This is a genomic window from Citrobacter sp. CK194 (assembly GCF_030333395.1).
GTDB lineage: Bacteria > Pseudomonadota > Gammaproteobacteria > Enterobacterales > Enterobacteriaceae > Citrobacter_B > Citrobacter_B koseri.
Map to the genome: position 1 here is coordinate 356625 of NZ_JAOWGA010000013.1, position 25858 is coordinate 382482.

General features: G+C 51.7%; 22 protein-coding genes and 1 tRNA gene. 14 read left to right on the forward strand and 9 right to left on the reverse strand.

Annotation, left to right across the window (positions count from 1 at the left end; genetic code table 11):
- The first annotated feature begins 24 nt into the window (after window positions 1–24).
- The gene (gene cysS, locus OGX80_RS04465) at window positions 25–1410 is read left to right on the forward strand and encodes a cysteine--tRNA ligase (RefSeq protein ID WP_115181883.1); all 1386 of its coding nucleotides are present in this window, start codon (window positions 25–27) and stop codon (window positions 1408–1410) included.
- An 87-nt stretch (window positions 1411–1497) separates the two neighbouring features.
- On the opposite strand, the gene ybcJ is transcribed toward cysS, so the two are convergent.
- Both ybcJ and folD read right to left on the reverse strand, forming a co-directional pair.
- The gene (gene ybcJ, locus OGX80_RS04470) at window positions 1498–1710 is read right to left on the reverse strand and encodes a ribosome-associated protein YbcJ (protein WP_047458327.1); all 213 of its coding nucleotides are present in this window, start codon (window positions 1708–1710) and stop codon (window positions 1498–1500) included.
- 1 nt (window position 1711) lies between these two features.
- Complete coding sequence (gene folD / locus OGX80_RS04475) at window positions 1712–2578, reverse strand: bifunctional methylenetetrahydrofolate dehydrogenase/methenyltetrahydrofolate cyclohydrolase FolD (RefSeq protein WP_115181882.1); 867 nt, start codon at window positions 2576–2578, stop codon at window positions 1712–1714.
- Window positions 2579–3154: 576 nt separating this feature from the next.
- Here folD and fimA point away from each other — a divergent pair.
- From fimA to sfmF, 6 genes are all read left to right on the forward strand, one after another.
- Window positions 3155–3706, forward strand: coding sequence for a type 1 fimbrial major subunit FimA (fimA, locus tag OGX80_RS04480; RefSeq protein WP_024130577.1), 552 nt, complete (start codon window positions 3155–3157; stop codon window positions 3704–3706).
- Window positions 3707–3781: 75 nt separating this feature from the next.
- Entirely contained in the window at window positions 3782–4315 is a 534-nt protein-coding gene (fimI, locus tag OGX80_RS04485) for a type 1 fimbrial protein subunit FimI (protein ID WP_071260125.1), read from the forward strand.
- Between the two features lie 44 nt (window positions 4316–4359).
- The gene (gene fimC / locus OGX80_RS04490; protein WP_071259830.1) at window positions 4360–5052 is read left to right on the forward strand and encodes a type 1 fimbria chaperone FimC; all 693 of its coding nucleotides are present in this window, start codon (window positions 4360–4362) and stop codon (window positions 5050–5052) included.
- A 31-nt stretch (window positions 5053–5083) separates the two neighbouring features.
- Window positions 5084–7696 (forward strand): fimbrial biogenesis usher protein, encoded by a 2613-nt coding sequence (locus tag OGX80_RS04495; protein ID WP_049011839.1) that lies wholly within the window; start codon window positions 5084–5086, stop codon window positions 7694–7696.
- Between the two features lie 13 nt (window positions 7697–7709).
- On the forward strand, window positions 7710–8717 hold the full coding sequence (fimH, locus tag OGX80_RS04500) for a type 1 fimbria D-mannose specific adhesin FimH (RefSeq protein WP_104868971.1): 1008 nt from the start codon (window positions 7710–7712) through the stop codon (window positions 8715–8717).
- A 15-nt stretch (window positions 8718–8732) separates the two neighbouring features.
- Complete coding sequence (sfmF, locus tag OGX80_RS04505; RefSeq protein ID WP_047458317.1) at window positions 8733–9245, forward strand: fimbria assembly protein; 513 nt, start codon at window positions 8733–8735, stop codon at window positions 9243–9245.
- 55 nt (window positions 9246–9300) lie between these two features.
- Here sfmF and fimZ read toward each other — a convergent pair whose 3' ends face one another.
- The 4 genes from fimZ to fimW form a co-directional block, all read right to left on the reverse strand.
- Entirely contained in the window at window positions 9301–9933 is a 633-nt protein-coding gene (gene fimZ, locus OGX80_RS04510; RefSeq protein WP_012133449.1) for a fimbria biosynthesis transcriptional regulator FimZ, read from the reverse strand.
- A gap of 602 nt (window positions 9934–10535) precedes the next feature.
- Window positions 10536–11258, reverse strand: coding sequence for a fimbria biosynthesis regulator FimY (gene fimY / locus OGX80_RS04515; protein ID WP_047458315.1), 723 nt, complete (start codon window positions 11256–11258; stop codon window positions 10536–10538).
- A 19-nt stretch (window positions 11259–11277) separates the two neighbouring features.
- Entirely contained in the window at window positions 11278–12003 is a 726-nt protein-coding gene (locus OGX80_RS04520; protein WP_227657966.1) for an EAL domain-containing protein, read from the reverse strand.
- 178 nt (window positions 12004–12181) lie between these two features.
- Complete coding sequence (fimW, locus tag OGX80_RS04525) at window positions 12182–12775, reverse strand: fimbria biosynthesis transcriptional regulator FimW (RefSeq protein ID WP_047458307.1); 594 nt, start codon at window positions 12773–12775, stop codon at window positions 12182–12184.
- Between the two features lie 257 nt (window positions 12776–13032).
- On the opposite strand from fimW, the gene OGX80_RS04530 reads away from it, so the two are divergent.
- A tRNA-Arg gene (locus OGX80_RS04530) sits at window positions 13033–13109 on the forward strand.
- A gap of 57 nt (window positions 13110–13166) precedes the next feature.
- Here the strand turns inward: OGX80_RS04530 and OGX80_RS04535 are convergent.
- Window positions 13167–14618: a Cu(+)/Ag(+) sensor histidine kinase gene (locus tag OGX80_RS04535; protein ID WP_012133444.1), complete on the reverse strand. Its 1452-nt coding sequence runs from the start codon at window positions 14616–14618 to the stop codon at window positions 13167–13169.
- On the reverse strand, window positions 14608–15291 hold the full coding sequence (gene cusR, locus OGX80_RS04540) for a copper response regulator transcription factor CusR (protein ID WP_024130574.1): 684 nt from the start codon (window positions 15289–15291) through the stop codon (window positions 14608–14610). The genes OGX80_RS04535 and cusR overlap by 11 nt, the downstream gene beginning before the upstream one ends.
- 194 nt (window positions 15292–15485) lie before the next feature.
- On the opposite strand from cusR, the gene OGX80_RS04545 reads away from it, so the two are divergent.
- The 5 genes from OGX80_RS04545 to OGX80_RS04565 all read left to right on the forward strand — a co-directional run bounded on the left by OGX80_RS04545 (window position 15486) and on the right by OGX80_RS04565 (window position 23122).
- Window positions 15486–16868 carry an efflux transporter outer membrane subunit gene (locus OGX80_RS04545; RefSeq protein ID WP_115181881.1) on the forward strand — a complete coding sequence of 461 codons (1383 nt, stop codon included), beginning with the start codon at window positions 15486–15488 and terminating at the stop codon, window positions 16866–16868.
- Window positions 16869–16899: 31 nt separating this feature from the next.
- Complete coding sequence (gene cusF, locus OGX80_RS04550) at window positions 16900–17247, forward strand: cation efflux system protein CusF (protein WP_024130571.1); 348 nt, start codon at window positions 16900–16902, stop codon at window positions 17245–17247.
- Window positions 17248–17345: 98 nt separating this feature from the next.
- Window positions 17346–18623: an efflux RND transporter periplasmic adaptor subunit gene (locus OGX80_RS04555; RefSeq protein WP_115591169.1), complete on the forward strand. Its 1278-nt coding sequence runs from the start codon at window positions 17346–17348 to the stop codon at window positions 18621–18623.
- An 11-nt stretch (window positions 18624–18634) separates the two neighbouring features.
- Window positions 18635–21799, forward strand: coding sequence for a CusA/CzcA family heavy metal efflux RND transporter (locus OGX80_RS04560; protein ID WP_286471109.1), 3165 nt, complete (start codon window positions 18635–18637; stop codon window positions 21797–21799).
- A gap of 627 nt (window positions 21800–22426) precedes the next feature.
- Window positions 22427–23122 carry a flagellar brake protein gene (locus OGX80_RS04565; protein ID WP_012133436.1) on the forward strand — a complete coding sequence of 232 codons (696 nt, stop codon included), beginning with the start codon at window positions 22427–22429 and terminating at the stop codon, window positions 23120–23122.
- A 64-nt stretch (window positions 23123–23186) separates the two neighbouring features.
- Here the strand turns inward: OGX80_RS04565 and OGX80_RS04570 are convergent, their stop codons facing one another.
- Window positions 23187–24362 carry a coiled-coil domain-containing protein gene (locus OGX80_RS04570; RefSeq protein ID WP_012133435.1) on the reverse strand — a complete coding sequence of 392 codons (1176 nt, stop codon included), beginning with the start codon at window positions 24360–24362 and terminating at the stop codon, window positions 23187–23189.
- A 407-nt stretch (window positions 24363–24769) separates the two neighbouring features.
- On the opposite strand from OGX80_RS04570, the gene OGX80_RS04575 reads away from it, so the two are divergent.
- Window positions 24770–25855, forward strand: a complete 1086-nt coding sequence (locus OGX80_RS04575; protein ID WP_233644126.1) for a YncE family protein — start codon at window positions 24770–24772, stop codon at window positions 25853–25855.
- Window positions 25856–25858: the final 3 nt, after the last annotated feature.

Below are 25858 nucleotides of genomic sequence, written 5' to 3' on the forward strand. Positions count from 1 at the left end.
ACACACGTCTATACGGAATCTTCGATGTTAAAAATCTTTAATACACTGACGCGCCAAAAAGAGGAATTCAAACCTATTCATGCCGGGGAAGTCGGCATGTACGTGTGTGGTATTACCGTTTACGACCTCTGTCATATCGGTCACGGGCGTACGTTTGTCGCCTTCGACGTCGTCGCGCGCTATTTGCGTTTCCTCGGTTATACGCTGAAGTACGTGCGTAACATTACCGATATCGACGACAAGATCATTAAACGGGCGAACGAAAACGGTGAAAGCTTTGTCGCGCTGGTCGATCGTATGATTGCGGAGATGCACAAAGATTTTGATGCGCTGAATATTCTGCGCCCGGATCTGGAGCCGCGTGCAACGCACCATATCGCCGAAATTATTGAGATCACCGAACAGCTGATCGCCAAAGGTCACGCTTATGTGGCGGACAATGGCGACGTGATGTTCGACGTGCCGACCGACCCGAACTACGGTCAGCTGTCGCGCCAGGATCTGGAACAGCTACAGGCGGGCGCCCGCGTTGACGTCGTTGACGTAAAACACAACCCGATGGACTTCGTGCTGTGGAAGATGTCCAAAGAGGGCGAACCGAGCTGGCCGTCGCCGTGGGGCGCGGGTCGTCCGGGCTGGCACATTGAATGTTCCGCCATGAACTGCAAACAGCTGGGCAACCATTTTGATATTCATGGCGGCGGTTCCGACCTGATGTTCCCGCACCATGAGAACGAAATCGCCCAGTCTACCTGCGCGCACGACGGTGAGTATGTGAACTACTGGATGCACTCCGGCATGGTGATGGTGGATCGTGAGAAGATGTCGAAATCACTGGGCAACTTCTTTACCGTGCGCGATGTGCTGAAATACTACGACGCGGAAACCGTTCGCTACTTTCTGATGTCCGGCCACTATCGTAGCCAGCTCAACTACAGCGAAGAGAACCTCAAGCAGGCGCGTTCCGCCCTGGAGCGTCTGTACACCGCGCTGCGCGGAACGGACAAAACCGTTGCGCCTGCGGGCGGCGAAGCGTTTGAAGCGCGTTTTGTGGAGGCGATGAACGACGATTTCAACACGCCGGAAGCCTACTCTGTGCTGTTTGATATGGCGCGTGAGGTGAACCGTATGAAGAGTGAGGATATGGCTGCCGCGAATGCGATGGCGTCACATCTGCGTAAAATTTCCGGCGTGCTGGGGCTGCTGGAGCAGGAGCCGGAAGCGTTCCTGCAAAGCGGAGCGCAGGCGGATGACGGCGAAGTGGCTGAAATCGAAGCGTTAATTCAACAGCGTCTGGATGCGCGTAAAGCCAAAGACTGGGCGGCGGCGGATGCGGCGCGTGACCGTCTGAATGAGATGGGCATCGTGCTGGAAGATGGTCCGCAAGGGACAACCTGGCGCCGTAAATAACGTCATTGCCGGATGGCGATCCGGCCTACACTGGCATAACCAGTAGGCCGGATAAGACGCGATAGCGTCGCCATCCGGCACTCTGAATCAGGCGACGACGTTAACGCTTTGCCCTGCGAAGCTGACGGTTTGCCCGGCAACAATTTTGCAGCGTTTGCGGGTTTCAACCGCGCCATCAACCTTCACTAAACCTTCTGCAATGGCAATTTTCGCCTGGGCACCGCTTTCGCTCCAGCCTTCCAGTTTGAGCAGGTCGCACAACTCAACGTGCGGGTGCTTGCCTAAAGAGAATGTTGCCATGTTATTTACCTTGTGGATCGTGATATTCAACGCACGCCTGTAGCGTGTTTTCGATAAGTGTTGCGACCGTCATCGGACCGACGCCGCCCGGCACCGGGGTGATATAGGATGCGCGCGCGGCAGCGTCTTCAAAGACCACATCGCCGACCACTTTACCATTTTCCAGTCGGTTGATTCCGACATCAATCACGATAGCGCCTTCTTTAATCCACTCACCGGGAATAAATCCGGGTTTGCCGACGGCGACAATCAGCAGATCGGCGTGTTCAACATGGCGACGCAGATCTTTGGTGAAACGGTGAGTCACGGTCGTTGTGCAGCCTGCCAGCAGCAGTTCCATGCTCATCGGGCGACCGACGATATTCGAGGCGCCGATGACGACGGCATTCAGTCCGAAGGTATCGATGTTGTAACGCTCCAGCAGCGTGACGATGCCGCGCGGCGTACAGGGGCGCAGACGCGGCGCGCGCTGGCACAGACGGCCTACGTTGTAGGGATGGAAACCATCTACGTCTTTGTCCGGCGCAATGCGTTCCAGCACTTTGACGTTATCGATGCCCGCCGGTAACGGCAACTGCACCAGAATACCGTCGATAGTGTTGTCGGCGTTAAGCGTATCAATCAGCTTCAGCAGTTCTGCTTCGCTGGTGGTTTCGGGCAGGTCATAGGAGCGGGAGACGAATCCCACCTCTTCACAGGCTTTGCGCTTACTCGCCACATAAATCTGCGAAGCCGGGTTGCTGCCTACCAATACAACGGCCAACCCTGGGGCGCGAAGTCCGGCCGCGACACGCGCCTGAACTTTTTGAGCAACCTCAGAGCGCACCTGCTGCGCAATCGTTTTACCGTCAATAATCTTTGCTGCCATCAGAGAGAGGATTCCGTCTGTTACATTAAGTCGAAGGGGATGTGGCTATTTTGTCAGAAGCGGGGCGCGCTGTCAGTTATCGTTTGCGTCTTTACGTGTGATCGGTGCAGTGACCTCTGCGATACGGGCTGCGGCGAGGGGCAAAATCCTGTGGGTGATTAATGAGCAACCTAATCAAAATTAACCTAAAAGAAACAATTCATCACCCTGCTAAAATTAGGGGGAATGCCGCGAAAAACGTGGCGTTAAGTGTGATATTGAACACTTTTATATAAAAAAGGCTTAGACCTGTCCTATATCCCAATAAGAATTTACCTGGGCTAATTAAAGAGATTGAAGGTATTTTTCACTTATTGAAATGTTTAATTTATCCCTGTGACGAATTATCATATTCGTAAAGATTAATTAGTGAATCTAATGCTCAGGAGAGTTGGGGTAAAAAGGTTAGCTAATTCTCTTTCGATATATATCTTTACAGGATGCAGAGATAATTAGCCTGACATTATTATGTCGATTTTGATTCAAACGGTTCCCGCAGGAAACTGGAGCCGAATGTGCGTAATTCAAGGGAAATCCATGAAACTTAAATTAATGACCTCTTCCGTTATTGCTGGCCTGATGTTTGCTGCTGGTGCGGCTCATGCCGATCCGGTAAGCGTTAGCGGCGGTACGGTTCACTTTGAAGGTGAGCTGGTCAATGCTGCGTGTGCCGTTAGCACGAAATCTGCCGATCAGACCGTGACCCTGGGCCAGTATCGTACCGCCAGCTTTACCGCTGTTGGCGATACCAGCGCACAGATTCCGTTCACCATTGTACTGAATGACTGCGATCCGAGCGTAGCAGCGACCGCTGCCGTTGCGTTCTCTGGTCAGGCTGACGGTACAAACGACAGCCTGCTGGCAGTCGTGTCTGGTGACAATGGCACCACGGCAGGCGGCGTAGGGATCGAAATTCTTGATAACACCTCTTCTCCGCTGAAGCCAGACGGCGCGACCTTCTCTACGGCTCAGGCGCTGGTAGAAGGTAGCAACACGCTGCGTTTCACCGCGCGTTATAAAGCGACTGCTGCGGACACCACGCCGGGTCAGGCTAACGCCGACGCAACCTTCATCATGAAGTACGAATAAACCCACCAGGGATTCAGGGATGTGGCAAGCCTCAATGGATGAGGCGCTATCCGGGGACGATAAGTGATACAGCAGATGATTAGCAAAGGCGTGGCGCTGGTGGGGCTGATTTGCGCGATGCCCGCATTCGCGCATACGGTGATACTGGAGAGCGGTAATCTTCACCTGCGAGGCCAGCTGGTAAACGGCGCCTGCGCGGTGAATTCCGAAAGCCAGGATCTCCGTGTACAGATGGGGCAATACCGCACCAATGTCTTTTCTGGCACCGGGAGTTTCGCCCCGACCAGCATTCCTTTCGTGCTGCGATTAACCGATTGTAGTTCAGAGGTTTATAGCCATGTTGGGATCGCTTTTTCCGGTGTGACTCCCGCAGAAGATCCGCAGGTATTCCTGGCGCGCAGCGACACGGCGGCGACCTCCGGTATTGGTCTGGCATTATTTGATGAAGAACAACGGCAAATCATACCCAATTCCTTGCCGCTTCATTATGCCCCTATTTTAACGCAAGAAATGACATTTCATTTCACGGCTCGCTATCGGGCAATCTCGGAAAATATGACGCCGGGAAGTATTCATTCAGATGTGTGGTTTACGCTGGTTTACCCCTGATTTGTTTTCCGGGCGTTGATAAAACGCAAAAGGTATTTTTTGCCATGCTTAATTATATAAAATCAGGCCTTATTATTTTTATTGCCTTATGGACTTCAATGAGTGCGCAGGCGGCCGGGGGAATTGCATTAGGCGCCACCCGCGTTATTTATCCGGCAGACGCCAAACAGACCTCGCTGGCAATTAGCAACAGCGCATCGAAAGAGCGTTATCTGGTTAATTCATGGATTGAGAACAGCGCTGGCGTCAAAGAAAAATCGTTCGTTGTTACACCGCCGCTGTTTGTCAGCGAACCCAAAAGTGAAAACACGCTGCGTATTATTTATGCCGGACAACCCCTGCCTGCCGATCGGGAGTCTTTGTTCTGGATGAATGTGAAAGCGATACCGTCGGTGGATAAAAACAGCCTTGAAGGCAAAAACGTCCTGCAACTGGCGATCCTGTCGCGCATTAAGCTGTTTGTTCGCCCTGCCAATCTGCCGCAGGTGCAGGAAGACGCGCCAGGAATGCTGCAATTCTCCCGTTCCGGGAACCACCTGAAAATCACCAATCCGTCTGCTTACTATCTCACGCTGGTCAATCTCAAAGTGGGAAGCCAGAAGGTTGATAACGTCATGGTCGCGCCGAAGAACAATACCCGGATTCTGCTTCCGGCAGGCGCGCAGGGAAGTGTGACGTTCCAGACGGTAAATGATTACGGTGCGCTGACACCGGCGAAAACGGTTAGCTTGCGCTGATCGGAACGTGTGAAGCCACACTGAGAAAACGATGAAGAAGATAACGTATCTTCCCGGTTCACTGCCGGGGTATACGCCACATCTGACGGGGGTGGCGTTGTCCATATTGGCGGCGCTTTATCCGGCGATAAGTCATGGCGAAAGTTACTTTAACCCGGCTTTTTTGTCGGCAGATGCTGCGTCCGTGGCAGATTTGTCACGTTTTGAGAAAGGCAATCACCAGCCCCCGGGCATCTATCGGGTGGATATCTGGCGCAACGATGAGTTCGTCGCGACCCAGGATATTCGCTTTGAAACCTCGTCGACGAAAACCGGTGAAAAATCAGGCGGATTAATGCCCTGTTTTGATCTGGCGTGGATCAAAAGGCTGGGGGTAAATACCACCGCCTTTCCTGCGCTTGGGCAAAGCCAGGAGGAGACCTGCATCAATTTGCCAGAGGCGATTCCCGGCGCTGAAATCGCTTTTGATTTTTCCTCAATGCGTTTAAATATCAGTCTTCCACAGGCGTCAATGCTGAACAGCGCGCGCGGGTATATTCCGCCGGAAGAGTGGGATGAAGGGATTCCCGCCGCGCTTATCAACTACAGTTTTACCGGCAGTCGCGGGACAAACAGCGACAGCTATTTTTTAAGCCTGATGAGCGGCCTGAACTATGGCCCGTGGCGGTTGCGTAACAACGGCGCGTGGAGCTATTCCAAAGGCGACGGATACCACTCGCAAAGCTGGAAAAACATCGGCACCTGGGTACAACGCGCCATCATCCCGTTGAAAAGCGAACTGGTGATGGGGGACAGCAACACCGGCAACGACGTGTTTGACAGCGTGGGCTTTCGCGGGGCGCGGCTCTACTCTTCCGATAATATGTACCCTGATAGCCTGCAAGGCTATGCGCCGACCGTGCGTGGGATCGCCCGTACCGCCGCAAAACTGACTATCCGCCAGAACGGCTATGTGATCTATCAGAGCTATGTCTCACCGGGCGCTTTCGCGATCACCGACCTCAACCCAACGTCTTCAAGCGGCGACCTGGACGTGACGGTTGATGAGAAAGACGGCAGTCAGCAGCGCTATACGGTGCCGTACTCCACCGTTCCGCTGTTGCAGCGCGAAGGACGTATGAAGTTCGACCTGGTGGCGGGGGATTTTCGCAGCGGCAATAGCCAGCAATCTTCGCCATTCTTCTTCCAGGGAACGCTGATCGCCGGTCTGCCTGAAGGGTATACCGCTTATGGCGGCACGCAGCTGGCTTCGCGCTACAGCTCGGTGGTGCTGGGGGCCGGACGGAACCTGGGCGACTGGGGCGCGGTTTCGGTAGACGTCACCCACGCCCGCAGCCAACTGGCGGATGACAGCACCCACCAGGGGCAGTCGCTGCGTTTCCTGTACGCCAAGTCGTTGAACAACTACGGCACTAATTTCCAGTTACTGGGCTATCGCTATTCCACGCGCGGATTCTACACGCTTGACGATGTGGCGTACCGCAGTATGGAAGGGTACGAGTATGAATATGACAGCGAAGGTAAGCGTCATAAAGTGCCGGTAGTGCAGAGCTATCACAACCTGAACTACAGCAAAAAAGGCCGATTCCAGGTCAACATTTCGCAGAATCTGGGGGATTACGGCTCGCTGTATATCTCCGGCAGTCAGCAAACATACTGGAACACGTCGGATGCCAATACCTGGTATCAACTGGGGTATGCCAGCGGCTGGCAAGGGATCAGCTACTCCCTTTCCTGGTCGTGGAATGAATCCGTAGGGATTTCCGGCACCGATCGCATTCTGGCATTCAACATGTCGGTTCCGTTCAGCGTGCTCACCGGGCGGCGCTACTCGCGCGACAATGCCCTGGATCGCACCTATGCCACTTTTAACGCGAACCGGAACAGCAATGGGCAGAACAGCTGGCAGACCGGCATCGGCGGGACATTGTTAGACGGGCGTAACCTGAGCTACAGCGTGAACCAGGGACACAGCAGCACCAATGGCTACAGCGGCAGCGCCAGCGCGAACTGGCAGGCGGCTTACGGGACGCTCGGCGTGGGGTACAACTACGATCGAGACCAGCATGACTACAACTGGCAGCTGTCTGGCGGCGTGGTCGGTCATGCGGACGGCATCACGCTCAGTCAGCCTTTAGGCGATACCAACGTCCTGATTAAAGCGCCAGGCGCCGAAGGGGTGCATATAGAAAACCAGACCGGGGTGCAAACCGACTGGCGCGGATATGCGGTCATGCCTTATGCCACCGTATATCGCTATAACCGTGTCGCGCTGGATACCAACTCAATGGATAACCACACCGATGTGGAAAATAACGTCAGCAGCGTGGTGCCGACGCAAGGGGCGCTGGTACGCGCTGCCTTTGACACGCGAATTGGCGTGCGCGCAATTGTCACCGCAAAACAGGGCGATCGCCCGGTGCCGTTTGGCTCAATTGTGCGCGAAACCGCCAGCGGCGTCACCAGTATGGCAGGCGATGACGGGCAAATTTATTTGAGCGGACTGCCGCTGAAAGGGGAACTGCTGATTCAGTGGGGAGAGGGGGCGAACGCCCGCTGCGTGGCGCATTATTCCCTGCCTGAAGAGAGCCTGAAGCAGGCGGTGACGCTGCTTAATGCAACCTGTAAACGTCCGTCGTCATGAAAGGTAAGAAAAGATGAAAATGAAATCAGGGTTGTTGCCGGGCGCCATCGCATTATTGCTGGCGAATCCGGCATGGGCGACGGTCTGCCATAACTCGAACGGTACGCCGACCGATGTGTTTTACGATCTGTCGAATGTTTTTACCAGCAGCAATAATCAGGTAGGACAGGTGGTGACGCTGCCGGAGAAATCGGGCTGGGTTGGCGTACAGGCGACGTGTCCTGCTGGTACGAATGTGGATTATACCTTTCGAAGCTATGTGACCGAACTTCCCGTGCAAAGTACGGAAGGAGGATTCCAGTATCTCAAGCTCAATGACTACCTGCTGGGGGCGATGAGTATCACCGACAGCGCTGCCGGATTATTTTATCCGCCCCGTAATTATATTCGCATGGGGACGCACCCCAATGTACCGAAACAAAAGCCCTTCGGCGTGATGGACTCTAAGCTGATCTTTAAACTCAAAGTGATACGGCCTTTTATCAACATGGTGCCGATTCCCCGCCAGACCATGTTCTCGGTGTATGTCACCACCAGCACCGGCGATGCCCTGAGCACGCCGGTTTATACCATCAGCTACAGCGGTAAAGTCGAGGTTCCGCAAAGCTGTGAAGTGAATGCCGGGCAGGTTGTGGAATTTGATTTTGGCGATATCGGCGCCGCGCTGTTCAGCAAAGCCGGGGCGGGAAATCGCCCGGAAGGGGTGACGCCGCAGACAAAAACGGTCGCCATAAAATGTACGAACGTCGCGGCGCAGGCCTATTTATCGATGCGTCTGGAGGCGGAGAAAATCTCCGGGCAGGCGATGGTCTCTGATAATCCCGACTTAGGCTTTATCGTTTCCGACAGCGGCGGCGTGCCGCTGACGCCTAACAATCTGGCCAGCAAAATTCCATTCCGTCTGGATGACAGCGCCGCCGCCAGCGTGGGGATACGCGCATGGCCGGTAAGCATCACGGGGAGTAAACCGACGGAAGGGCCTTTTACCGCTCGTGGGTATCTGCGTGTGGATTACGACTAAGGGGAGCGCACAGCCATGAGACTTTTGCTGGCTATTTTTTGCAGCGTGTTGCTAAGCCCGCTTTGCCGGGCTGACACCGCTCTGGGCGAGATTAATATTGAACTGCGCGGTAATGTTGTGGACTTCACCTGCACCGCAGTGACCGGTGACAGTAACAAAACGGTCGAGCTGGGCACCTGGCCCACGAAGCAGTTGAAAACCAGCGGCGATACCACCCAGCCCGTGCCTTTTAGCATCAAACTTGAGGGCTGCCCGCCGGGCGCGGCGTCGATGACCTTTTCAGGAACGCCAGCGGCGGGGACGTCGCTGCTGGCGCTGGATGATGCGGTCATGGCGCAAAAAGTGGCCATTGAGATCCGCGACAGCGATCGCAGCAGATTACCGCTTGAGCAAGCCAGCCAGGCGGTAAGCGTTGATGAAAACGGTAATGCTACGCTGACGTTTTATGCGAATTACATTGCATTGGCCGATGGCGTTCAGCCGGGAGTCGCAAAGGCGGATGCGACTTTTATGATCAATTACAACTGAAGCCCGATCCCAATAACGTACTCCCGAACGATCTCTCGTCGGGAGTCAGCCACGATCACAGCAAGTCGTGTACCTTCGCGTAATCAATAAGCTCAACAATGGTATGCAGACCGAGTTTCGAAAAGATGTTCGCTTTATGCGCGCTGATGGTTTTGTTACTCAGCAAGAGCTGCTCTGCGATTTCTTTATTCGATAAACCGTTGGCGAGATAGCGCAGTACCGTAACCTCCCTGTTTGAGAGTGGCATATCATTGTGCTCACCTTTTCGTGAACTGGTATTACTGATAAAATTTAGCGTCTCTGAAGGAAAAAAAGAATATCCTGATAAGATCATTTTCACTGCGTTATAAATATCATTGAGATCCTTTCTTTTACTGACAAATCCGTTTGCGCCTGCCCGGATAGCTCTCCCGGCATAAAAAGATTCAGATTTAGACGACAAGAAAAGAATTTTGGTATTTTCTTGTATTGATTTGATTCGTTTAAGCAGTGTAAATCCATCTGTACCCGGCAGCTCTATATCCAGGATGACCAGATCCACAGGATATGTGCGCAGATAATCTACCGCGGTACGATTGTCATCGGTTTTCAGGACAACCTGGATATTACTATTCTTTTCGAGAAGCACTTCTATCGACATTCTGACAATAGGGTGTTCGTCCATAATGATAACGGATGCAGGTTTCATTGTTGTATGCCTCAGACTGTTTGCGCGTCTTCCGTTTGCGGATAAGCGTCAGACACTATTAATTATCAAATAGCCAGAATATACCTCACGAACCTGGGAAGTGGTGAAGGTAATACCATCCTTGTTAACTGACTATTTTGCGTAAGAGCAATAAGCGTGGGGAATATCCATTTCGCACCAACAAAAAAGAAAATTCTGATTAACTAAGAATAGGGAGGATTATACCTGGTCTATTTTTTCGGAAAAGGCTTACGGTACACAAATCGGTGCTGGCTGTTAGGATGTTCTGCATGTTTTAGACTGTTTAATAGCGTTTGGTTTTATTCTCTGTTGAATCAATGTTCTGTGGCTAGAAGTATTTTTTTTAAATATAAAAACAACACAAAAGACCAATTGTTTAGTTTCTGTTATGTGACTTTTGGGCAAATTTTCAACGATGAGGCCGTGAGAGCCCGTCAATTGAAGGATTATAGAGAAAGAGGGATTTTCCTATGATACCAGGAATAGTTGTAAATATTAATTTTATGTAAAAAATTTACATTTAGTCAGGCGTTAAAATAAGTAATTTCTTAAAAAATCTTATAGCTTAAGAGGTTAGCGTGTTAAATTAAGTGAAGAGAAGTGACGCTAAGGCGGTGTATCAGATACAGCAAACTGTGTCGATGCGGCAGATCCAACTGAGTAATAAGTTGATTGAGTCGGTAGATCACCCGGTGATAAGGCGTATTGAGTAAAAGCGCGATTTCCTTTAAAGACATACCCTGAGATAACGCGGAAATGATCTTCCAGTCAGTATGGCTAAAGGTGCCATCAGTATTTTGAACGGAGGGGGGAGATAATAAGGCGTTACGTAATGATGAGAGATTCTGGCGACGTTGCAGAATATAAAACTTACCGGCTTTTTGCATAAAACGCGTCAGACTAACATCCTTATCCGGCACCAGTAAGTAAACCTGGATATCGCTTCGCTCTCGGATAAGCAGGCGTAATCGCTCAAGCGTTTCGTAGCAGGAGACCGCCAGTCCAGCCATATCAACAATCAATTGTCTGATGCCCGTCTCTTCCAGCCTGCGTGAGGGTGATTCCAGAGAGCTGAACACCGCCGTGCGTTTTCCAGAAAATAAATAGCGATTCAGTGTATATCCGAGATAGTTATCCGTCGTGATAATAACCTGAGAGATTGTATTGTCCGGTAGGGCATAATTGAGACGTTGGGTCAGATATTCCAGACGATCAAATACCTGTGGTTCAAGGTGATGGTAGTGATGAGTGCAATCGGTATTTCTTAAACGGCGATGTCTTTCTTTGCGAAGTGCGCTGCGCATCCTTTCCCTTTCCGTTTTTCTACTCTTTGTTTTGCAAAAGCGCAGGCCATAAGTATCCCTGGCCTAATTGGGCGCCAGAATGAAAAGCAATTTCTTTTTGCGCATGATTTTCAATACCTTCAATGAGTATGACATCTGCAATGTTATACCCCATAAAAATCACCTGGCGCAGTTTCTGAGGATGCAGAATTAGATCCCAGAACGCATTTTTATCCAGTTTCAGACCACTAAAACGCCAGCGGGCGGCAGCCACTTCTTTGATCAAATTTTCATCGACATCATCCAGCCAGACGGGAATTCCGATAGACTCAACCTGTTTTATTTTTTCATAGAGTTGGGAACGCTGGCGGCTATTAAGTGAAAAAAGCGTTTCTGGGTCCTGGATTTCAAGGATCAGATTGGACGGGCAGGGGGTTACTCCTGAATTAAAAAAATCCAGGTGTAAAAATACCTTCAGCGGTAAATTAAGAAAATAATGTACGCCTTTGGGATAATGCGTAATAGTGGCGACTTGTTGATAAAAATTCGCCACTATTTTTTCTGGCGGAAGGTGGTGAAAAAAATGCTCAGTATTGACATGAAAAGGAACCTGAGTCAGAACTTCATAGCCAAAGGTACGGGCAGAAGATAAATGGACTATCGGTTCAAGCTTTAAAGGATATTCCCAACAAAAAGGACGTTCCTTTTGAGTGCGCAATGTTGCAGAGTCAAGAATATTTCCCTGTAATACCGGGCGAGTTGCCACAAAAACACTCCTGTAGGCATAAAAAATGCCGCCGAATATTTTCGGTTCCTGACGGTTGTGCAATCAGGAAATATGATAAGTGTCATTGTGGCAGTATGCGAAAAATCGCTGTAGATGACGTTACTTAATCATCTGTGAGATATTTCTCAACATGATGGATGGAAAATTGAGAATATGTCTATTCTTGCAGAAAACCCAGGTTAACTCTGATGTAATTTAAGAACTGCTGTTCATTTTTTACGTGCAGTTTCTTCATGATGCTGCGGCGAATTGATTTGGTTTGTTCTTCGCTCAGTGAAAGGAGTACGGCAATTTCGCTTAACCGGTGCCCGCGGGCGACCATCTTTAAAAACTGGCGTTCCAGAATGGAGAAATGGCGAGTCGTACAGTAATGACAAACAGAAGGGGGAACGCTGCGGCGAAGTGCCCGTTTATGCAGGATAAGCACCATCTTTTTGGTTATCTCATCAACATCGTCCTCCCGGTAAATATGCGGCAGCATATAGAGACACGGCCTGAACATGAGTTTGTCTTTATCGTATTCATTACAAATAATGACTCTCTGCTGGTGCCGGGTATGTACCGGTATCTGATAACATCCGGCACTAAACCAGTCTTCATCCAGCGATAAAAATGCGATATCCGCTTTGTCTATATCATCAGCAGGTAAAAATTGGATTTTCTGATGCCACTGATGAGTCAGACGAGTCATGATGATTTTAAGACCGTGTTCGAAATGGCTATTTTGTTCTTTTATGGCGACACTCAGCATAAAAAATATCCTGAACAGCTGGGAAGTGGGGAGGAAATAGTAAGTAAACGCATTAATTTTCTAAATACATTTATCCTTAAAATGCCACTTTATGCAGGCCGAGTTCTTACCAGGTGATTTCCTGGATACTTGCGTAGCGCCAGAAAAAAAGATATTCGTACACTTCCTCAGCAACCAGTACAAAAGCCATTGACTCAGCAGGCGCTCACCGTATAATTCACGCGTTTCATCCGCATGAAGCCATCGCTTCACACAGTGCGCCCTTAGCTCAGTTGGATAGAGCAACGGCCTTCTAAGCCGTGGGTCACAGGTTCGAATCCTGTAGGGCGCGCCAGTCTTTATTCTCGCCTTTCTGTCAGACTTCATTTCGCAGCGTCGTTATCACTGCATTTCAATCGCCATGTTTCGGCAATGTCAGAATAAAGCGCGTTGCGCGCAGATCGGACGTTACGGACACGGTTCCCTGATGGGCGATGACGATTGATTTGACAATCGCCAGCCCAATTCCGCTGCCTTCGCCCTTACGCTGTCGGGAAGGGTCAACCCGGTAGAAGCGGTCAAACAGGCGCGGTAAATGTTCTGGCGCAATGGGGGCGCCGGGGTTTTCAACGGTAATCTGCGCCTGCCTGTCCATTTCTTTGAGCCGCACGGTAACGGCTTCGCCTTTCGGGGTGTAGCGCATGGCGTTAGACAGCAAGTTGCTGAGCGCTCTGCGTAACATGATGGGATCGCCGGATACCCAGCACGCGCGTCCTTCAAAATGCAAACGCACTTCGCGTTCTTCTGCCCAGGCTTCAAAAAAGTCGAACACCTTGTGGACTTCATCCGCCAGGTCGAGCGCCTTTTTCTCCGGGATGAGCTGGTTATTGTCGGCCTGAGCCAGAAACAGCATGTCGCTTACCATCTTCGACATACGGCCAAACTCTTCGAGGTTGGAGTAGAGTACGTCTTCCAGCTCTTTTTGGCTGCGGGTCTGGCTTAGCGCAATCTCTGTTTGCGTCACCAGGTTCGTAATCGGGGTGCGAATTTCATGGGCGATATCCGCAGAGAAATTCGACTGGCGAGTAAAAACATCCTCAATGCGTTCAAGCATATGGTTAAACGAGAGCACCAGCCGCTCCAGCTCAATCGGAACGGCCTGCGGGTCAAGACGCACATCGAGGTCTTTCGACGTAATATTTTGAATCCGGCGGCTGACGCTGCGAATCGGTTCATGGCCTTTGTAGACGGCGAACAGCACAATAAAAATGATCATCATGCTAATCAGCGAAGCCGTCATAATCAGCTTATTTTTCAGATCGTTAATATAGTGAAGATGGAAGTCGATCGATAATGCCATATAGAGCGTGTAGGCCGGTTGCCCGTCCGCGAGTTGCCCGACCGGCAGGCGAATCATGCGCCATGCGGAATGGGTACCGTGCCCGTTAGCGTGCCTCTTGCTTTGTAAGTCCGGGCTGGACAACAAAAAGACATCGCCGTTACGCGCGCTGCTATCCGGCGTGGCTTTGGCGATAAACTGGCGAAGATCAGGCGAACCGGGAGAGTGAAAAATCGCCCGCTGGTTGGCATCTTCCAGCGAAATAATGACGTTCGAGTAACCGGCGGCAACGTTTTTTAGGATTTCCAGCCGGCGTGCTTCCGGTTCATCGGGATGCGTGAGGATTCGCTCCAGCGTCGCGCTGATCTCTTTCAGGTCATTGATATCCTGCTCGGCAAAATGCACTTTCACGGAGTGAATCATGATCCAGGCAAACGCAAAAAAAGAGGCAATGGTGGCGAGGCTGATGAAAAATGTCAGGCGCGTCGCCAGCGAGAAAGGGCGCTGAAAGCGTTTAGTCACCATCCGGTACCTCAAGCACATAGCCCACGCCGCGCACGGTCTGGATGAGTTTCGGTTCGAACTCGTTATCGATTTTCGCGCGCAGCCGTTTAACGGCAACGTCAATCGCGTTGGTATCGCTGTCAAAGTTCATATCCCAGACCTGGGAAGCGATCAGCGAGCGGGGCAAGACTTCTCCCTGGTGGCGAACGAAAAACTCCAGTAGCGTAAACTCTTTACTGGTGAGCGTGATGCGCATGCCGTTGCGGGTCACTTTTCTGCTGACCAGATCGAGCGTCAAATCCGCGACCTGAAACTGACTTTCGACCATCACCGCCGCGCCGCGACGCAGCAGCGTTCTGACGCGAGCCAGTAATTCAGCGAAAGCGAACGGTTTAACCAGATAGTCGTCAGCCCCCAGCTCCAGGCCTTTTACCCGGTGTTCAATGGTGCCCAGCGCGGTAAGAAGAAGGATTGGCATGCCTTTGTTGGCGGTGCGCAGCATACGGACAATATCCCAGCCATTCACATCCGGCAGCATGATGTCGAGGATCAGCAGATCGTAATCTCCCGTCATCGCCAGGTGATACCCGTTAAGCCCGTTATCCGCCAGGTCCACCACGAAGCCCGCTTCCGTCAGACCTTTGGTCAGGTATTCACCGGTTTTTTTCTCGTCTTCGACTATCAGAATCTTCATCACGTCTTCCTTCACGCAAAGGTTGGGCGGGTTTTCAATTCTAGAGGAGCAGGATCGGATAGCAATCGGTTATTGGGAAAATGACAACTTTGTCATTTTCCTGTCACGGGCCGAACAGAGTCACTTCGTTAAGGTACAGGGCATAAATTCACATTCACTATATGGTTATCAGTCCCGTTGGGACGAGAAACGCTATGCGCAAATTTAAGCTTCTTACCCTCAGCGTGATGCTTGTTCTGACGGGCTGTTCGCTGGCGCCGGACTATCAGCGGCCCGCGTTGCCGGTGCCGCAACAATTCTCCCTGAGCCAGAATGCGCTGGTTTCTGCGCCTGCGGGGTATCAGGAGACCGGCTGGCGAACCTTTTTTGTTGATGAGCAAGTAAAGTCGCTGATCGGTGAGGCGTTACGCAATAACCGTGACTTGCGCATGGCGATGCTGAAAGTGCAGGAAGCCAGAGCGCAATACCGGGTGACGGATGCCGATCGTTATCCGCAGCTTAATTCCGATGCCAGCGGAAGCTGGGAAGGAAAATTAAAGGGTGACAGCAGCAGTACCCGCGAATATGAAGCCGGGCTGAATCTGAGTTTTGATCTGGACTTTTTTGGCCGGCTGAAAAACATGAGTGAGGCTGACCGACAGAACTATTTTGCCAGCGAAGAAGCGCGCCGGGCAGTACATATCTTATTAATCTCAAACGTGGCGCAAAGTTATTTTAATCAACGGCTGGCGTACGCGCAGTTGCAAATCGCACAAGAAACGCTGGAAAACTATACACGCTCTTACGCATTTGTAGAAAAGCAGTTGCTGACCGGCAGCACGACCGTGCTGGCGCTGGAACAGGCGCGGGGCGTGATTGAAAGCACCCGCAGCGATATTGCGAAACGACAGGGCGAGCTGGCGCAGGCTAATAATGCGCTGCAATTGCTGTTGGGCACTTATTCTGTGCTGCCGGATGACAGGGCGCGCGATAGCGGAGATATTAAAAACGTGACGCTCCCGCCGTCGCTTTCCTCGCAAATCTTGTTGCAGCGCCCGGATATTATGGAAGCTGAACATTCGTTGATGGCGGCGAATGCCAATATTGGCGCGGCGCGCGCGGCCTTTTTTCCCTCCATTACCCTGACCAGCGGGGTGTCCGGCAGCAGCAGCGATCTCTCCCGTTTATTTAATGCCGCGAGCGGGATGTGGAATTTTATCCCGAAAGTGGAACTGCCGATTTTTAACGCCGGACGTAATCAGGCCAACCTCGATCTGGCGGAAATTCGCCAGCAGCAATCGGTTGTGAATTATGAACAGAAGATCCAGACCGCGTTTAAAGAGGTGGCGGATGCGCTGGCTTTGCGCCAGAGCCTGACCGACCAGATAACCGCGCAACAGCGTTATCTGAGCTCGCTGCGTATTACGCTGCAACGCGCCAGAGCGCTCTATCAGCATGGCGCGGTCAGCTATATCGAAGTGCTGGATGCGGAGCGCTCTCTGTTTTCAACCCAGCAAACGTTACTCGATCTGAATTACGCCCGACAGGCTAATGAAATTACGCTGTTCACCGCGCTGGGCGGCGGTTGGGTGGAATAAAAATTTATCGTTATTTTCAGGAGAAAGCATGATGAACAATACAGTAAAAGCGGCGATTTTGGGTCTGTTCTCCGCGGTGGTATTTAACGTTCAGGCGAATGAACATCACCACGGCGAGATGATGAATAACGCATCAGCGGCGCAGCAGGAGCAGGTGATTCATTCAACCGGCGTGGTTAAAGCCATCGACAAAGACACGAAAAAAGTGACTATCGATCATGAACCTATTCCGGCGGTCAACTGGCCTGCGATGACGATGCGCTTTACCCTGACCCCGGAAACCCGTTCCGGTGACATTAAACCCGGCGACAAAGTGGCGTTTACTTTCGTTCAGCAGGGCAATCTCTCTTTATTACGCGATATTCAGGTCAGCCAGTAAAGCGTATTCGCTGTCTCTTTGTTCTTGCCCGGGTTTACAGAAGCGCGGGCATATCTCCCGCGTAACTGATCCAGAAAATGGATCGAATGGAAGTCACTATGGCGTCTTTAAAAATAAAAACTACCGCGCTTATTCTCGGCAGTATGATCGTCGGAGGGATTATCTCGGTCGGCGTTTACGCTTATTTTGCATCTGCGCATCAGCCTGTCGATACTGCGCCAGCCTCCGAAAAAGAGGCCCGTAAGGTTCTGTTCTGGTATGACCCCATGTATCCGAATACGCGCTTTGATAAGCCCGGTAAATCGCCGTTTATGGATATGGATCTGGTGGCGAAATACGCTGACGAAGAGTCAGACACGACCTCTGCGCCAGGCGTGCGTATCGATCCGGTACAGACGCAGAATTTAGGGTTAAAGACGGAGGCTGTCCGCCGTGGGCCGCTGCGCTACGCGCAAACTTTTCCGGCTAACGTCAGTTTCAATGAATACCAGTTTGTGATTGTGCAGGCGCGTTCCGCTGGCTTTATCGATAAAGTCTGGCCGCTGACGGTGGGGGATAAAATTAAGAAAGGAACGCCGCTGATCGACCTGACCATTCCTGACTGGGTTGAAGCCCAGAGTGAATATTTACTGCTGCGGGAAACGGGCGGTACGGCAACGCAGGTGGAAGGCATTCTTGAACGACTGCGTCTGGCCGGGATGCCGGAAGAGGATATCCGCCGCTTAGTCTCGACCCGTAAAATTCAAACCCGCTTTACCCTGAAAGCGCCTATTGATGGGGTGATCACCGCGTTCGATCTGCGCGCCGGGATGAATATCGCCAAAGATAACGTGGTGGCGAAAATCCAGGGGATGGACCCGGTGTGGATCAGCGCGGCCGTTCCTGAATCCATCGCATGGCTGATTAAAGATGCCTCGCAGTTCGATATTACCGTGCCCGCGTGGCCGGATAAACGCTTCACCATCAGTAAATGGGCGATTCTGCCAAGCGTGGACGCCACCACCCGTACCCTCCAGTTGCGCTTACAGGTTGATAACCCGGATGAAGCGCTCAAGCCCGGAATGAATGCGTACCTGAAGCTGAAAACGCAAAGCGAACCGATGCTGCTAATCCCGTCTAAAGCATTGATTGATAATGGAACGGAACAGCGGGTGATCGCCGTCGACAACGACGGTCGCTTTGTGCCGAAACAGGTCTCGGTGTTCCATGAATCACAAGGCGTGACGGCGATTCGCGCCGGGCTTGCCGAAGGTGAAAAAGTGGTCTCCAGCGGACTGTTCCTGATTGACTCCGAAGCCAATATCTCCGGCGCGCTGGATCGTATGCGGGCGCAATCTTCCTCTGCTGCGCCCGATCATGCGGTCCATTCACATTGAGGGAATGACAAATGATTGAATGGATTATCCGCCGCTCCGTAGCGAACCGTTTTCTGGTTGTGATGGGGGCGCTGTTCCTCAGCATCTGGGGAACCTGGACCATCATTAACACGCCGGTTGATGCGCTGCCTGACCTGTCTGACGTGCAGGTGATTGTGAAAACCAGCTATCCGGGACAGGCGCCGCAGATTGTTGAAAATCAGGTGACCTATCCACTGACGACCACCATGCTGTCGGTGCCAGGCGCGAAGACGGTGCGCGGTTTCTCGCAGTTTGGCGATTCTTACGTGTACGTCATTTTTGAAGATGGCACCGATCCCTACTGGGCGCGTTCCCGCGTGCTGGAGTACCTCAATCAGGTGCAGGGGAAACTGCCTGCGGGCGTCAGCGCGGAAATGGGGCCAGACGCTACCGGCGTCGGCTGGATATTTGAATATGCGCTGGTGGATCGCAGCGGTAAACACGATCTGGCGGAACTGCGCTCTTTACAGGACTGGTTTTTAAAGTATGAGCTGAAAACCATTCCGAATGTGGCGGAAGTGGCCTCGGTCGGCGGCGTGGTGAAAGAGTACCAGGTCGTTATCGACCCGATGAAACTCACGCAGTATGGCATTAGCCTTGCGCAGGTGAAGTCGGCTCTGGATATGTCCAACCAGGAGGCGGGGGGCTCCTCCGTCGAACTGTCAGAAGCGGAATACATGGTTCGCGCCAGCGGCTATTTGCAGACCCTCGATGACTTCAACAACATTGTGCTGAAATCCGGTGAGAACGGCGTTCCGGTGTACCTTCGCGATGTCGCCCGCATACAGATTGGCCCGGAAATGCGCCGGGGCATTGCTGAGCTGAACGGCGAAGGCGAAGTGGCGGGCGGGGTGGTGATCCTGCGTTCCGGTAAAAACGCCCGGGACGTTATTTCCGCCGTGAAGACGAAGCTGGAAACGCTGAAAAGCAGTCTGCCGGAAGGCGTTGACGTCGTGACAACCTACGATCGTAGCCAGCTGATTGACCGCGCTATTGATAACCTCAGCTACAAATTGCTCGAAGAGTTTATTGTGGTTGCGCTGGTCTGCGCGCTGTTCCTGTGGCATGTCCGCTCTGCGCTGGTGGCGATCATTTCGTTGCCGCTGGGCCTCTGTATTGCCTTTATCGTGATGCATTTTCAGGGGCTGAACGCCAATATTATGTCGCTTGGCGGGATCGCCATTGCGGTAGGGGCAATGGTGGATGCCGCGATTGTGATGATCGAAAACGCGCATAAACGGCTGGAGGAGTGGGGGCACCAGCATCCCGGCGACCCGCTGGATAACGAAACGCGCTGGAAAGTTATCACGAACGCCTCGGTGGAAGTGGGCCCGGCGCTGTTTATCAGTCTGCTGATTATTACCCTGTCGTTCATCCCGATTTTTACCCTCGAAGGGCAGGAAGGACGCCTGTTCGGCCCGCTGGCATTCACCAAAACCTATGCGATGGCAGGGGCGGCCTTCCTGGCGATCGTGGTGATCCCGATCCTGATGGGCTACTGGATTCGCGGCAAGATCCCGGCAGAGAGCAGTAATCCGCTTAACCGCTTTTTGATCCGCATTTATCACCCGCTGCTGTTGAAAGTGCTGCACTGGCCGAAGACCACGCTGCTGGTGGCGGTACTTTCGATCCTGACGGTCATCTGGCCGCTTAATAAAGTGGGCGGGGAGTTCTTACCGCAAATTAACGAGGGCGATCTGCTGTATATGCCTTCCACGCTACCGGGGATTTCGGCGGCGCAGGCGGCGGATATGCTGCAAAAAACCGATATGCTGCAAAAAACCGATAAGCTGATCATGACGGTGCCGGAAGTGGCGCGCGTGTTCGGCAAAACCGGCAAGGCGGAAACGGCCACCGACTCTGCGCCGCTGGAGATGGTGGAAACGACGATCCAACTGAAACCGCAGGATCAGTGGCGACCGGGAATGACGATGAACAAAATCATCGAAGAACTGGATAAAACGGTGCGCTTACCGGGGCTGGCGAATCTGTGGGTGCCGCCAATCCGTAACCGAATCGACATGTTGTCTACCGGGATAAAAAGTCCGATTGGCATTAAAGTGTCCGGCACCGTGCTGGCTGATATTGATGCCACGGCGGAGCAGATCGAAGAGGTTGCCAGAACCGTACCGGGCGTTGCGTCGGCGCTGGCGGAACGGCTGGAAGGAGGCCGTTACCTCAATATCGACATTCATCGTGAAAAAGCCGCCCGTTACGGGATGACCGTCGGTGATGTACAACTGTTTATTACCTCCGCAGTCGGTGGGGCGATGGTAAGCGAAACCGTGGAGGGGATTGCGCGTTATCCCATTAACCTGCGCTACCCGCAACGCTATCGCGACAGCCCGGAAACCTTACGTCAACTGCCGATTCTGACGCCAATGCAGCAGCAAATTACCCTGGCGGATGTGGCGGACGTGAAGATCGCGCCAGGACCGTCGATGTTGAAAACCGAAAATGCCCGACCTGCAAGCTGGATCTATATTGATGCGCGCGATCGTGACATGGTGTCGGTAGTTAACGATCTGAAAAAAGCGATCGCGGAAAAGGTGCAGTTGAAACCGGGAACCAGCGTGGCGTTTTCCGGGCAGTTTGAGCTTCTTGAACGCGCCAGCCATAAGTTGAAGCTGATGGTGCCGATGACGCTGATGATTATTTTCGTTCTGCTGTATCTGGCGTTTCGTCGGGTGGGGGAAGCGCTGCTGATCATTACCAGCGTTCCTTTCGCCCTGGTCGGCGGGATCTGGTTCCTGTACTGGATGGGCTTTCATTTGTCCGTTGCCACCGGAACAGGATTCATCGCGCTGGCAGGCGTCGCCGCAGAGTTTGGCGTGGTCATGCTGATGTACCTGCGTCATGCGATTGAAGCGGAGCCGTCTCTGGATGATCCACAAACCTTTACGGCAGAGAAACTTGATGAGGCGCTGTACCACGGTGCGGTTCTCCGCGTGCGGCCAAAGGCCATGACCGTGGCGGTGATTATCGCCGGTCTGTTACCTATTTTATGGGGAACCGGGGCGGGTTCAGAAGTGATGAGCCGTATTGCCGCGCCGATGATTGGCGGTATGATCACCGCGCCGCTGCTGTCGCTATTTATCATTCCGGCGGCGTATAAACTGATGTGGTTGCGCACGCATCAACATAAGCGCTCATAACGTTATACCTGCTGCGCCAGTCGTCCGGCCCGTGGAGTACGCTTCATGGGCCGGATGAGATGCCATAGCGTATTGAACGGTGAATTATGTTTATCTTTTAAAATCAAGTTATTACTGTTTCGTGGTGAATATTTTGTCTTTATCGCCGCAAAGAAAGTAAGCCTTAACAGGTTAATTTATTTTAAGTGTTTCTGCTCAGGTTCATTATTATTTTTTCCCTCCTGACGTTACATTTTTGTTCTCCAGATCTTCTTCAATATTAAAGACGATGCCGCAGTGTAAATTCCACGCATAATGAAAAAATCCGACAGTCTACTCCTTTAGTTTATATTGCAATCCCTCTTTTTTTATTTCAGAATCGCGGCGCGAGCAGCGATGTTATTCCAAATTGTTATAATTTTGAGTTAAATTTGTATTGTGTAGCACATAAGTTACGCTAACTTTAATCATTTATGAATGTTTTTATGTATCAATAAAACGGCAAAAATAGTTAAAAACTTAATTTCTCACGAATTATTTGATCTGGAATCCATTATGGTAATCAAAAGCCAGGGATGGGGGACGATTTTGCGTTTTTCACATAAACGAGAATGAGATGTATCTCGAATAAAAAATAAGGACTTGCTGATGAGTTTTGGATTGATGAAGGATAACAAGTTTGAAATTATCGCTGTTTTCCGTGAAGAGCTACTAAAGAAGACTAAACTAGAGCTTAAATATGCCAACACTAGTGTGGTCACGCAGCTGGAAAAAGTTGATTTTGAACATTTTGTTATCCCTCACCATAAGGATATTGTCACCAAAAAGATCCAAACGTTTATTCTCCATAGTGAAAATGGAATTATAAAATTTAACGCCAGAATTGATCAGGAAATGTCAGACGGCATGGAGAATGCGCTGGCGTATTTCATTCCCGAGATGGTCTTTCTTATACAACGACGCCAGCATCAGCGCTTCTCCTTCCTGAAGGGACACAGTTTCAACTGCTTTGGACGATATAAAAATGGAGAGAATTATTCTTTCAAAATTAAAAATATGTCCAGGGGGGGATGTGCATTAATTGCGCAGGATGCGAATACGCGTTTTCTCTATAAAGATGCCGTCATAAAAGGCGCGTCTCTGGATTTTGAGCAATTCGGCTATTTGCAACTCGACTTAAAAGTGGTGGATGTGGTGATGGTCAATGAATTTGATGCAGAGAATCAGCTGTATTCCTGTTATCAGGTCTCCTGTCGTTTTGATTTTAAAAATTCGCGTGAAGAAGCAGAGATCGAAAGAATCATCATTAGTTTTTTAATGGGCAATAAAGTTCGACGGCTATAAAGGGTAAAGGGTGGTCATGATGATGTTGTGAGCAACGGTATCCCCGCCTCCCTGACGCTCCGCCTTACCCGGCGAGGATCTCTTGTTCCGCATGTTTTACCTGAACTTCCAGCGTATCGCGAATTTCCGCTAATGCGCGCTCCTGCTCGGCAAAGTACGCTTCTTTGTCGGTTACGGATGTGGCAAGACGCCAGGCGTTCTCCGTTTCCAGCTCGCTTATCTCTTTGAGCAGGGCGTTAATTTGCGTTCTGAGTTGCTCTATCTTACTGCGCAGATGGGCAAGATTGTTCAGCCTGTCGCTCGCCAGCATCGGCTCCAGACCGCTTTGCAACTGGGTAAGTAGCGAACGGATCGTGGCCAGGTCGGCATTCTGCCGGGCCTGGTTAAGTTGAACCATCATCTGGTGCGCTTTTTCTTTCAGCTCATCGGCGACCACGTCCGGGTGGCAGAGTCGGCTGGCCTGGCGCCACAGGCGTTTAAGCTCATTACGTTCATCAGCGGAGAGGCGCTGATCGCGCGCATAGCGGTGCTGCGCATCCTGATGCTGCTCCTGATATTCCTCATATTCGTGATCGGCCTCTTCACGCGCCTGTCGGGTTGCGCTGTCATCCTGACGTGAGAAATCATTCTCCAGTTCGCGAATTTCCGCCAGCAGGGAGGTGATAAGTTCCGTCTGCTGCTGAATACGCTCTCTGGTTTCCACCGCTTCCCGGGAGGTTGAGCTAAGGCTCACCCAGTGCTGTTTAAGCTTCACTAACTGATCGATAGCCTGAGAAATATACTGCTGGCAGGACTGATAGTCCTTTTCACGTCGTCTGAGTTCGGCCTCTTGCCTACGCTGCGCGCTGGCGGCCAGCTGTTTGCGTAGCTCCAGAATACGGCCCATGAGCGGGCCAAGGCGCAAGTGATACAAATCGTTGAAATCGTCGAGGATCTGGATGCGGGCATTGCGTTTGTCGATCAGCTCGCGTAGCTGCGTTTCGAGCGCCTTCAGTTCCAGCTTGCTGGCGGCGATGCCGGGGTCCTGCCACGTCGAGACGGCGCGCTGGGACTGTAACCAGGCGGCAATTTCACGCATCGCGTCGCCGAAACGTCGCTCCTCGATCGCCAGGGCAATGGTGCCGATGGCCGCATCCAGAGAGGCGTCTTTCAGGTGCGCAAGTTGCTGATGGATGATCTCCTCATCCTCAAGTTCGATGGCGCTTTTGACGATCTCTAACCGTTTAATGATTTTATTCATGACAGCCGATGCCCGACGTGACTCAAAAACGAGTGACAGATAGTAGATCCGACTCACGCGTTTGAAAATATAGAAAAAAAATTAAAACATATTCTGTGGTGTGTGAAGCCTTTTCGTCCAGAACAATTCATGAAAATTATACGACGTGCCCTGGTATGCCCATCTGGCTTGTACTTCAAACCACCGTTTTGAAATTTCGTCTTTCGGGTGAATTATTCTTGCTTCGCTAAAGAGAATAAGTATAGTTCTCATTCTCTTTATTATTTAATGGCCTGGCGGCGAATGCGCTTACGGTTCGTAAGACTTTCCCTCTCTACACGGATGGTTCATCACGTCACTGCCGTGTGCAAAGGACGTTATCAGGCTTTTTTCACATGGTTCACATTACCCAGGTAAGGATTTCCAAAATGAAAAAGACAACATCCGCGTTGGCCCTGCTGATTGCCGTTGCATTAAGTGGTTGTGCGGCCACTTCCGGCTCTTCAACCCCCGTTGCGCCGCAGGCAACGCCGACGGCGCCAGCCGTTGCGACCGATGTTCAGAAACGTGATTTAGCCGATGGATTGTATGAAATGGCGTTAAGCCCGTCAGACGATGCGCTTTACGTTGCCAGCGCCGAAGGTTTTAAAGATGTGCAGGGCGGGGTGGTCTACAAACTGGACCCGAAGACGCTGAAAACCATTGGCGCCAGCCACACTGACCTGAAAAACTTCGGTATGGCGATTTCGCCGGACGGTAAAACCGTCTATGTCACCAATTCGCTGGATGGTGGCGTGAGCGCGCTGAATACCGCCGACGGCAAAGTGAAAAACCGTGTGCTCTTCCCGGAACGTAACCCGGAAGGATTCCCGTACGGCGCGCGTCAGGTTCTGCTGCATAACGGCCTGCTGTATATCGGCGCCGTTGCCGATCCGGCGGTGATCTGGGTCGTCGATGCCGACACCCTGAAGCTGAAAACCCGCATCAAAAATACCGGTAAATGGATGACCGGTCTGCACTACTCTGACAGCACGCAGCGTATCTATGCCGCGAATGGCGGCGGTGAAATTCTGGTTATCAATCCTCGCACGCAGCGCGTAGAAAAACGCTGGAAACCGCTGGGTGATAAACCGGCGCTGCTGCTGAATATGGCGGAAGATACGCAAACCGGTCGCCTGTTTGTTACCGACAACTCCAAAGCGAAAACCACGCTGGTGCTGGATATCCATACGGGCAAACTCATCAAACAGCTGGATGTGGGTGACTCCTTATCGGTGAAATTCAACCCGAAACGCAATGAGCTTTATATTTCTCAGCGTGAGTCCGGGAAGTTGCTCAGTCTCAACGCGACGGATTACAGCGTGAAGAAATCCTGGGATCTGCCGCCGAATCCAAACAGCCTGCTGCTGTCCGCCGATGGCCAGACGCTGTATGTCACGGTGAAACAGAAATTCAATAAAGATCACTCGACTGATGCGCCAGACAGCGTGGTGCGTATTGATCTGAACAAATAATAA

What these genes read in the sequence shown, in the direction of transcription:
- OGX80_RS04560 (WP_286471109.1), top strand. Translation starts at nt 18,635, where the DNA reads ATGATTGAATGGATTATCCGCCGCTCCGTAGCGAACCGTTTTCTGGTT.
- OGX80_RS04565 (WP_012133436.1), top strand. Translation starts at nt 22,427, where the DNA reads ATGAGTTTTGGATTGATGAAGGATAACAAGTTTGAAATTATCGCTGTT.
- OGX80_RS04545 (WP_115181881.1), top strand. Translation starts at nt 15,486, where the DNA reads ATGCGCAAATTTAAGCTTCTTACCCTCAGCGTGATGCTTGTTCTGACG.
- cysS (WP_115181883.1), top strand. Translation starts at nt 25, where the DNA reads ATGTTAAAAATCTTTAATACACTGACGCGCCAAAAAGAGGAATTCAAA.
- OGX80_RS04575 (WP_233644126.1), top strand. Translation starts at nt 24,770, where the DNA reads ATGAAAAAGACAACATCCGCGTTGGCCCTGCTGATTGCCGTTGCATTA.
- OGX80_RS04555 (WP_115591169.1), top strand. Translation starts at nt 17,346, where the DNA reads ATGGCGTCTTTAAAAATAAAAACTACCGCGCTTATTCTCGGCAGTATG.
- fimZ (WP_012133449.1), bottom strand. Translation starts at nt 9,933, where the DNA reads ATGAAACCTGCATCCGTTATCATTATGGACGAACACCCTATTGTCAGA.
- sfmF (WP_047458317.1), top strand. Translation starts at nt 8,733, where the DNA reads ATGAGACTTTTGCTGGCTATTTTTTGCAGCGTGTTGCTAAGCCCGCTT.
- OGX80_RS04535 (WP_012133444.1), bottom strand. Translation starts at nt 14,618, where the DNA reads ATGGTGACTAAACGCTTTCAGCGCCCTTTCTCGCTGGCGACGCGCCTG.
- fimA (WP_024130577.1), top strand. Translation starts at nt 3,155, where the DNA reads ATGAAACTTAAATTAATGACCTCTTCCGTTATTGCTGGCCTGATGTTT.
- cusR (WP_024130574.1), bottom strand. Translation starts at nt 15,291, where the DNA reads ATGAAGATTCTGATAGTCGAAGACGAGAAAAAAACCGGTGAATACCTG.
- cusF (WP_024130571.1), top strand. Translation starts at nt 16,900, where the DNA reads ATGAACAATACAGTAAAAGCGGCGATTTTGGGTCTGTTCTCCGCGGTG.
- folD (WP_115181882.1), bottom strand. Translation starts at nt 2,578, where the DNA reads ATGGCAGCAAAGATTATTGACGGTAAAACGATTGCGCAGCAGGTGCGC.
- OGX80_RS04570 (WP_012133435.1), bottom strand. Translation starts at nt 24,362, where the DNA reads ATGAATAAAATCATTAAACGGTTAGAGATCGTCAAAAGCGCCATCGAA.
- ybcJ (WP_047458327.1), bottom strand. Translation starts at nt 1,710, where the DNA reads ATGGCAACATTCTCTTTAGGCAAGCACCCGCACGTTGAGTTGTGCGAC.
- fimC (WP_071259830.1), top strand. Translation starts at nt 4,360, where the DNA reads ATGCTTAATTATATAAAATCAGGCCTTATTATTTTTATTGCCTTATGG.
- fimI (WP_071260125.1), top strand. Translation starts at nt 3,782, where the DNA reads ATGATTAGCAAAGGCGTGGCGCTGGTGGGGCTGATTTGCGCGATGCCC.
- fimH (WP_104868971.1), top strand. Translation starts at nt 7,710, where the DNA reads ATGAAAATGAAATCAGGGTTGTTGCCGGGCGCCATCGCATTATTGCTG.
- OGX80_RS04495 (WP_049011839.1), top strand. Translation starts at nt 5,084, where the DNA reads ATGAAGAAGATAACGTATCTTCCCGGTTCACTGCCGGGGTATACGCCA.
- fimY (WP_047458315.1), bottom strand. Translation starts at nt 11,258, where the DNA reads ATGCGCAGCGCACTTCGCAAAGAAAGACATCGCCGTTTAAGAAATACC.
- fimW (WP_047458307.1), bottom strand. Translation starts at nt 12,775, where the DNA reads ATGCTGAGTGTCGCCATAAAAGAACAAAATAGCCATTTCGAACACGGT.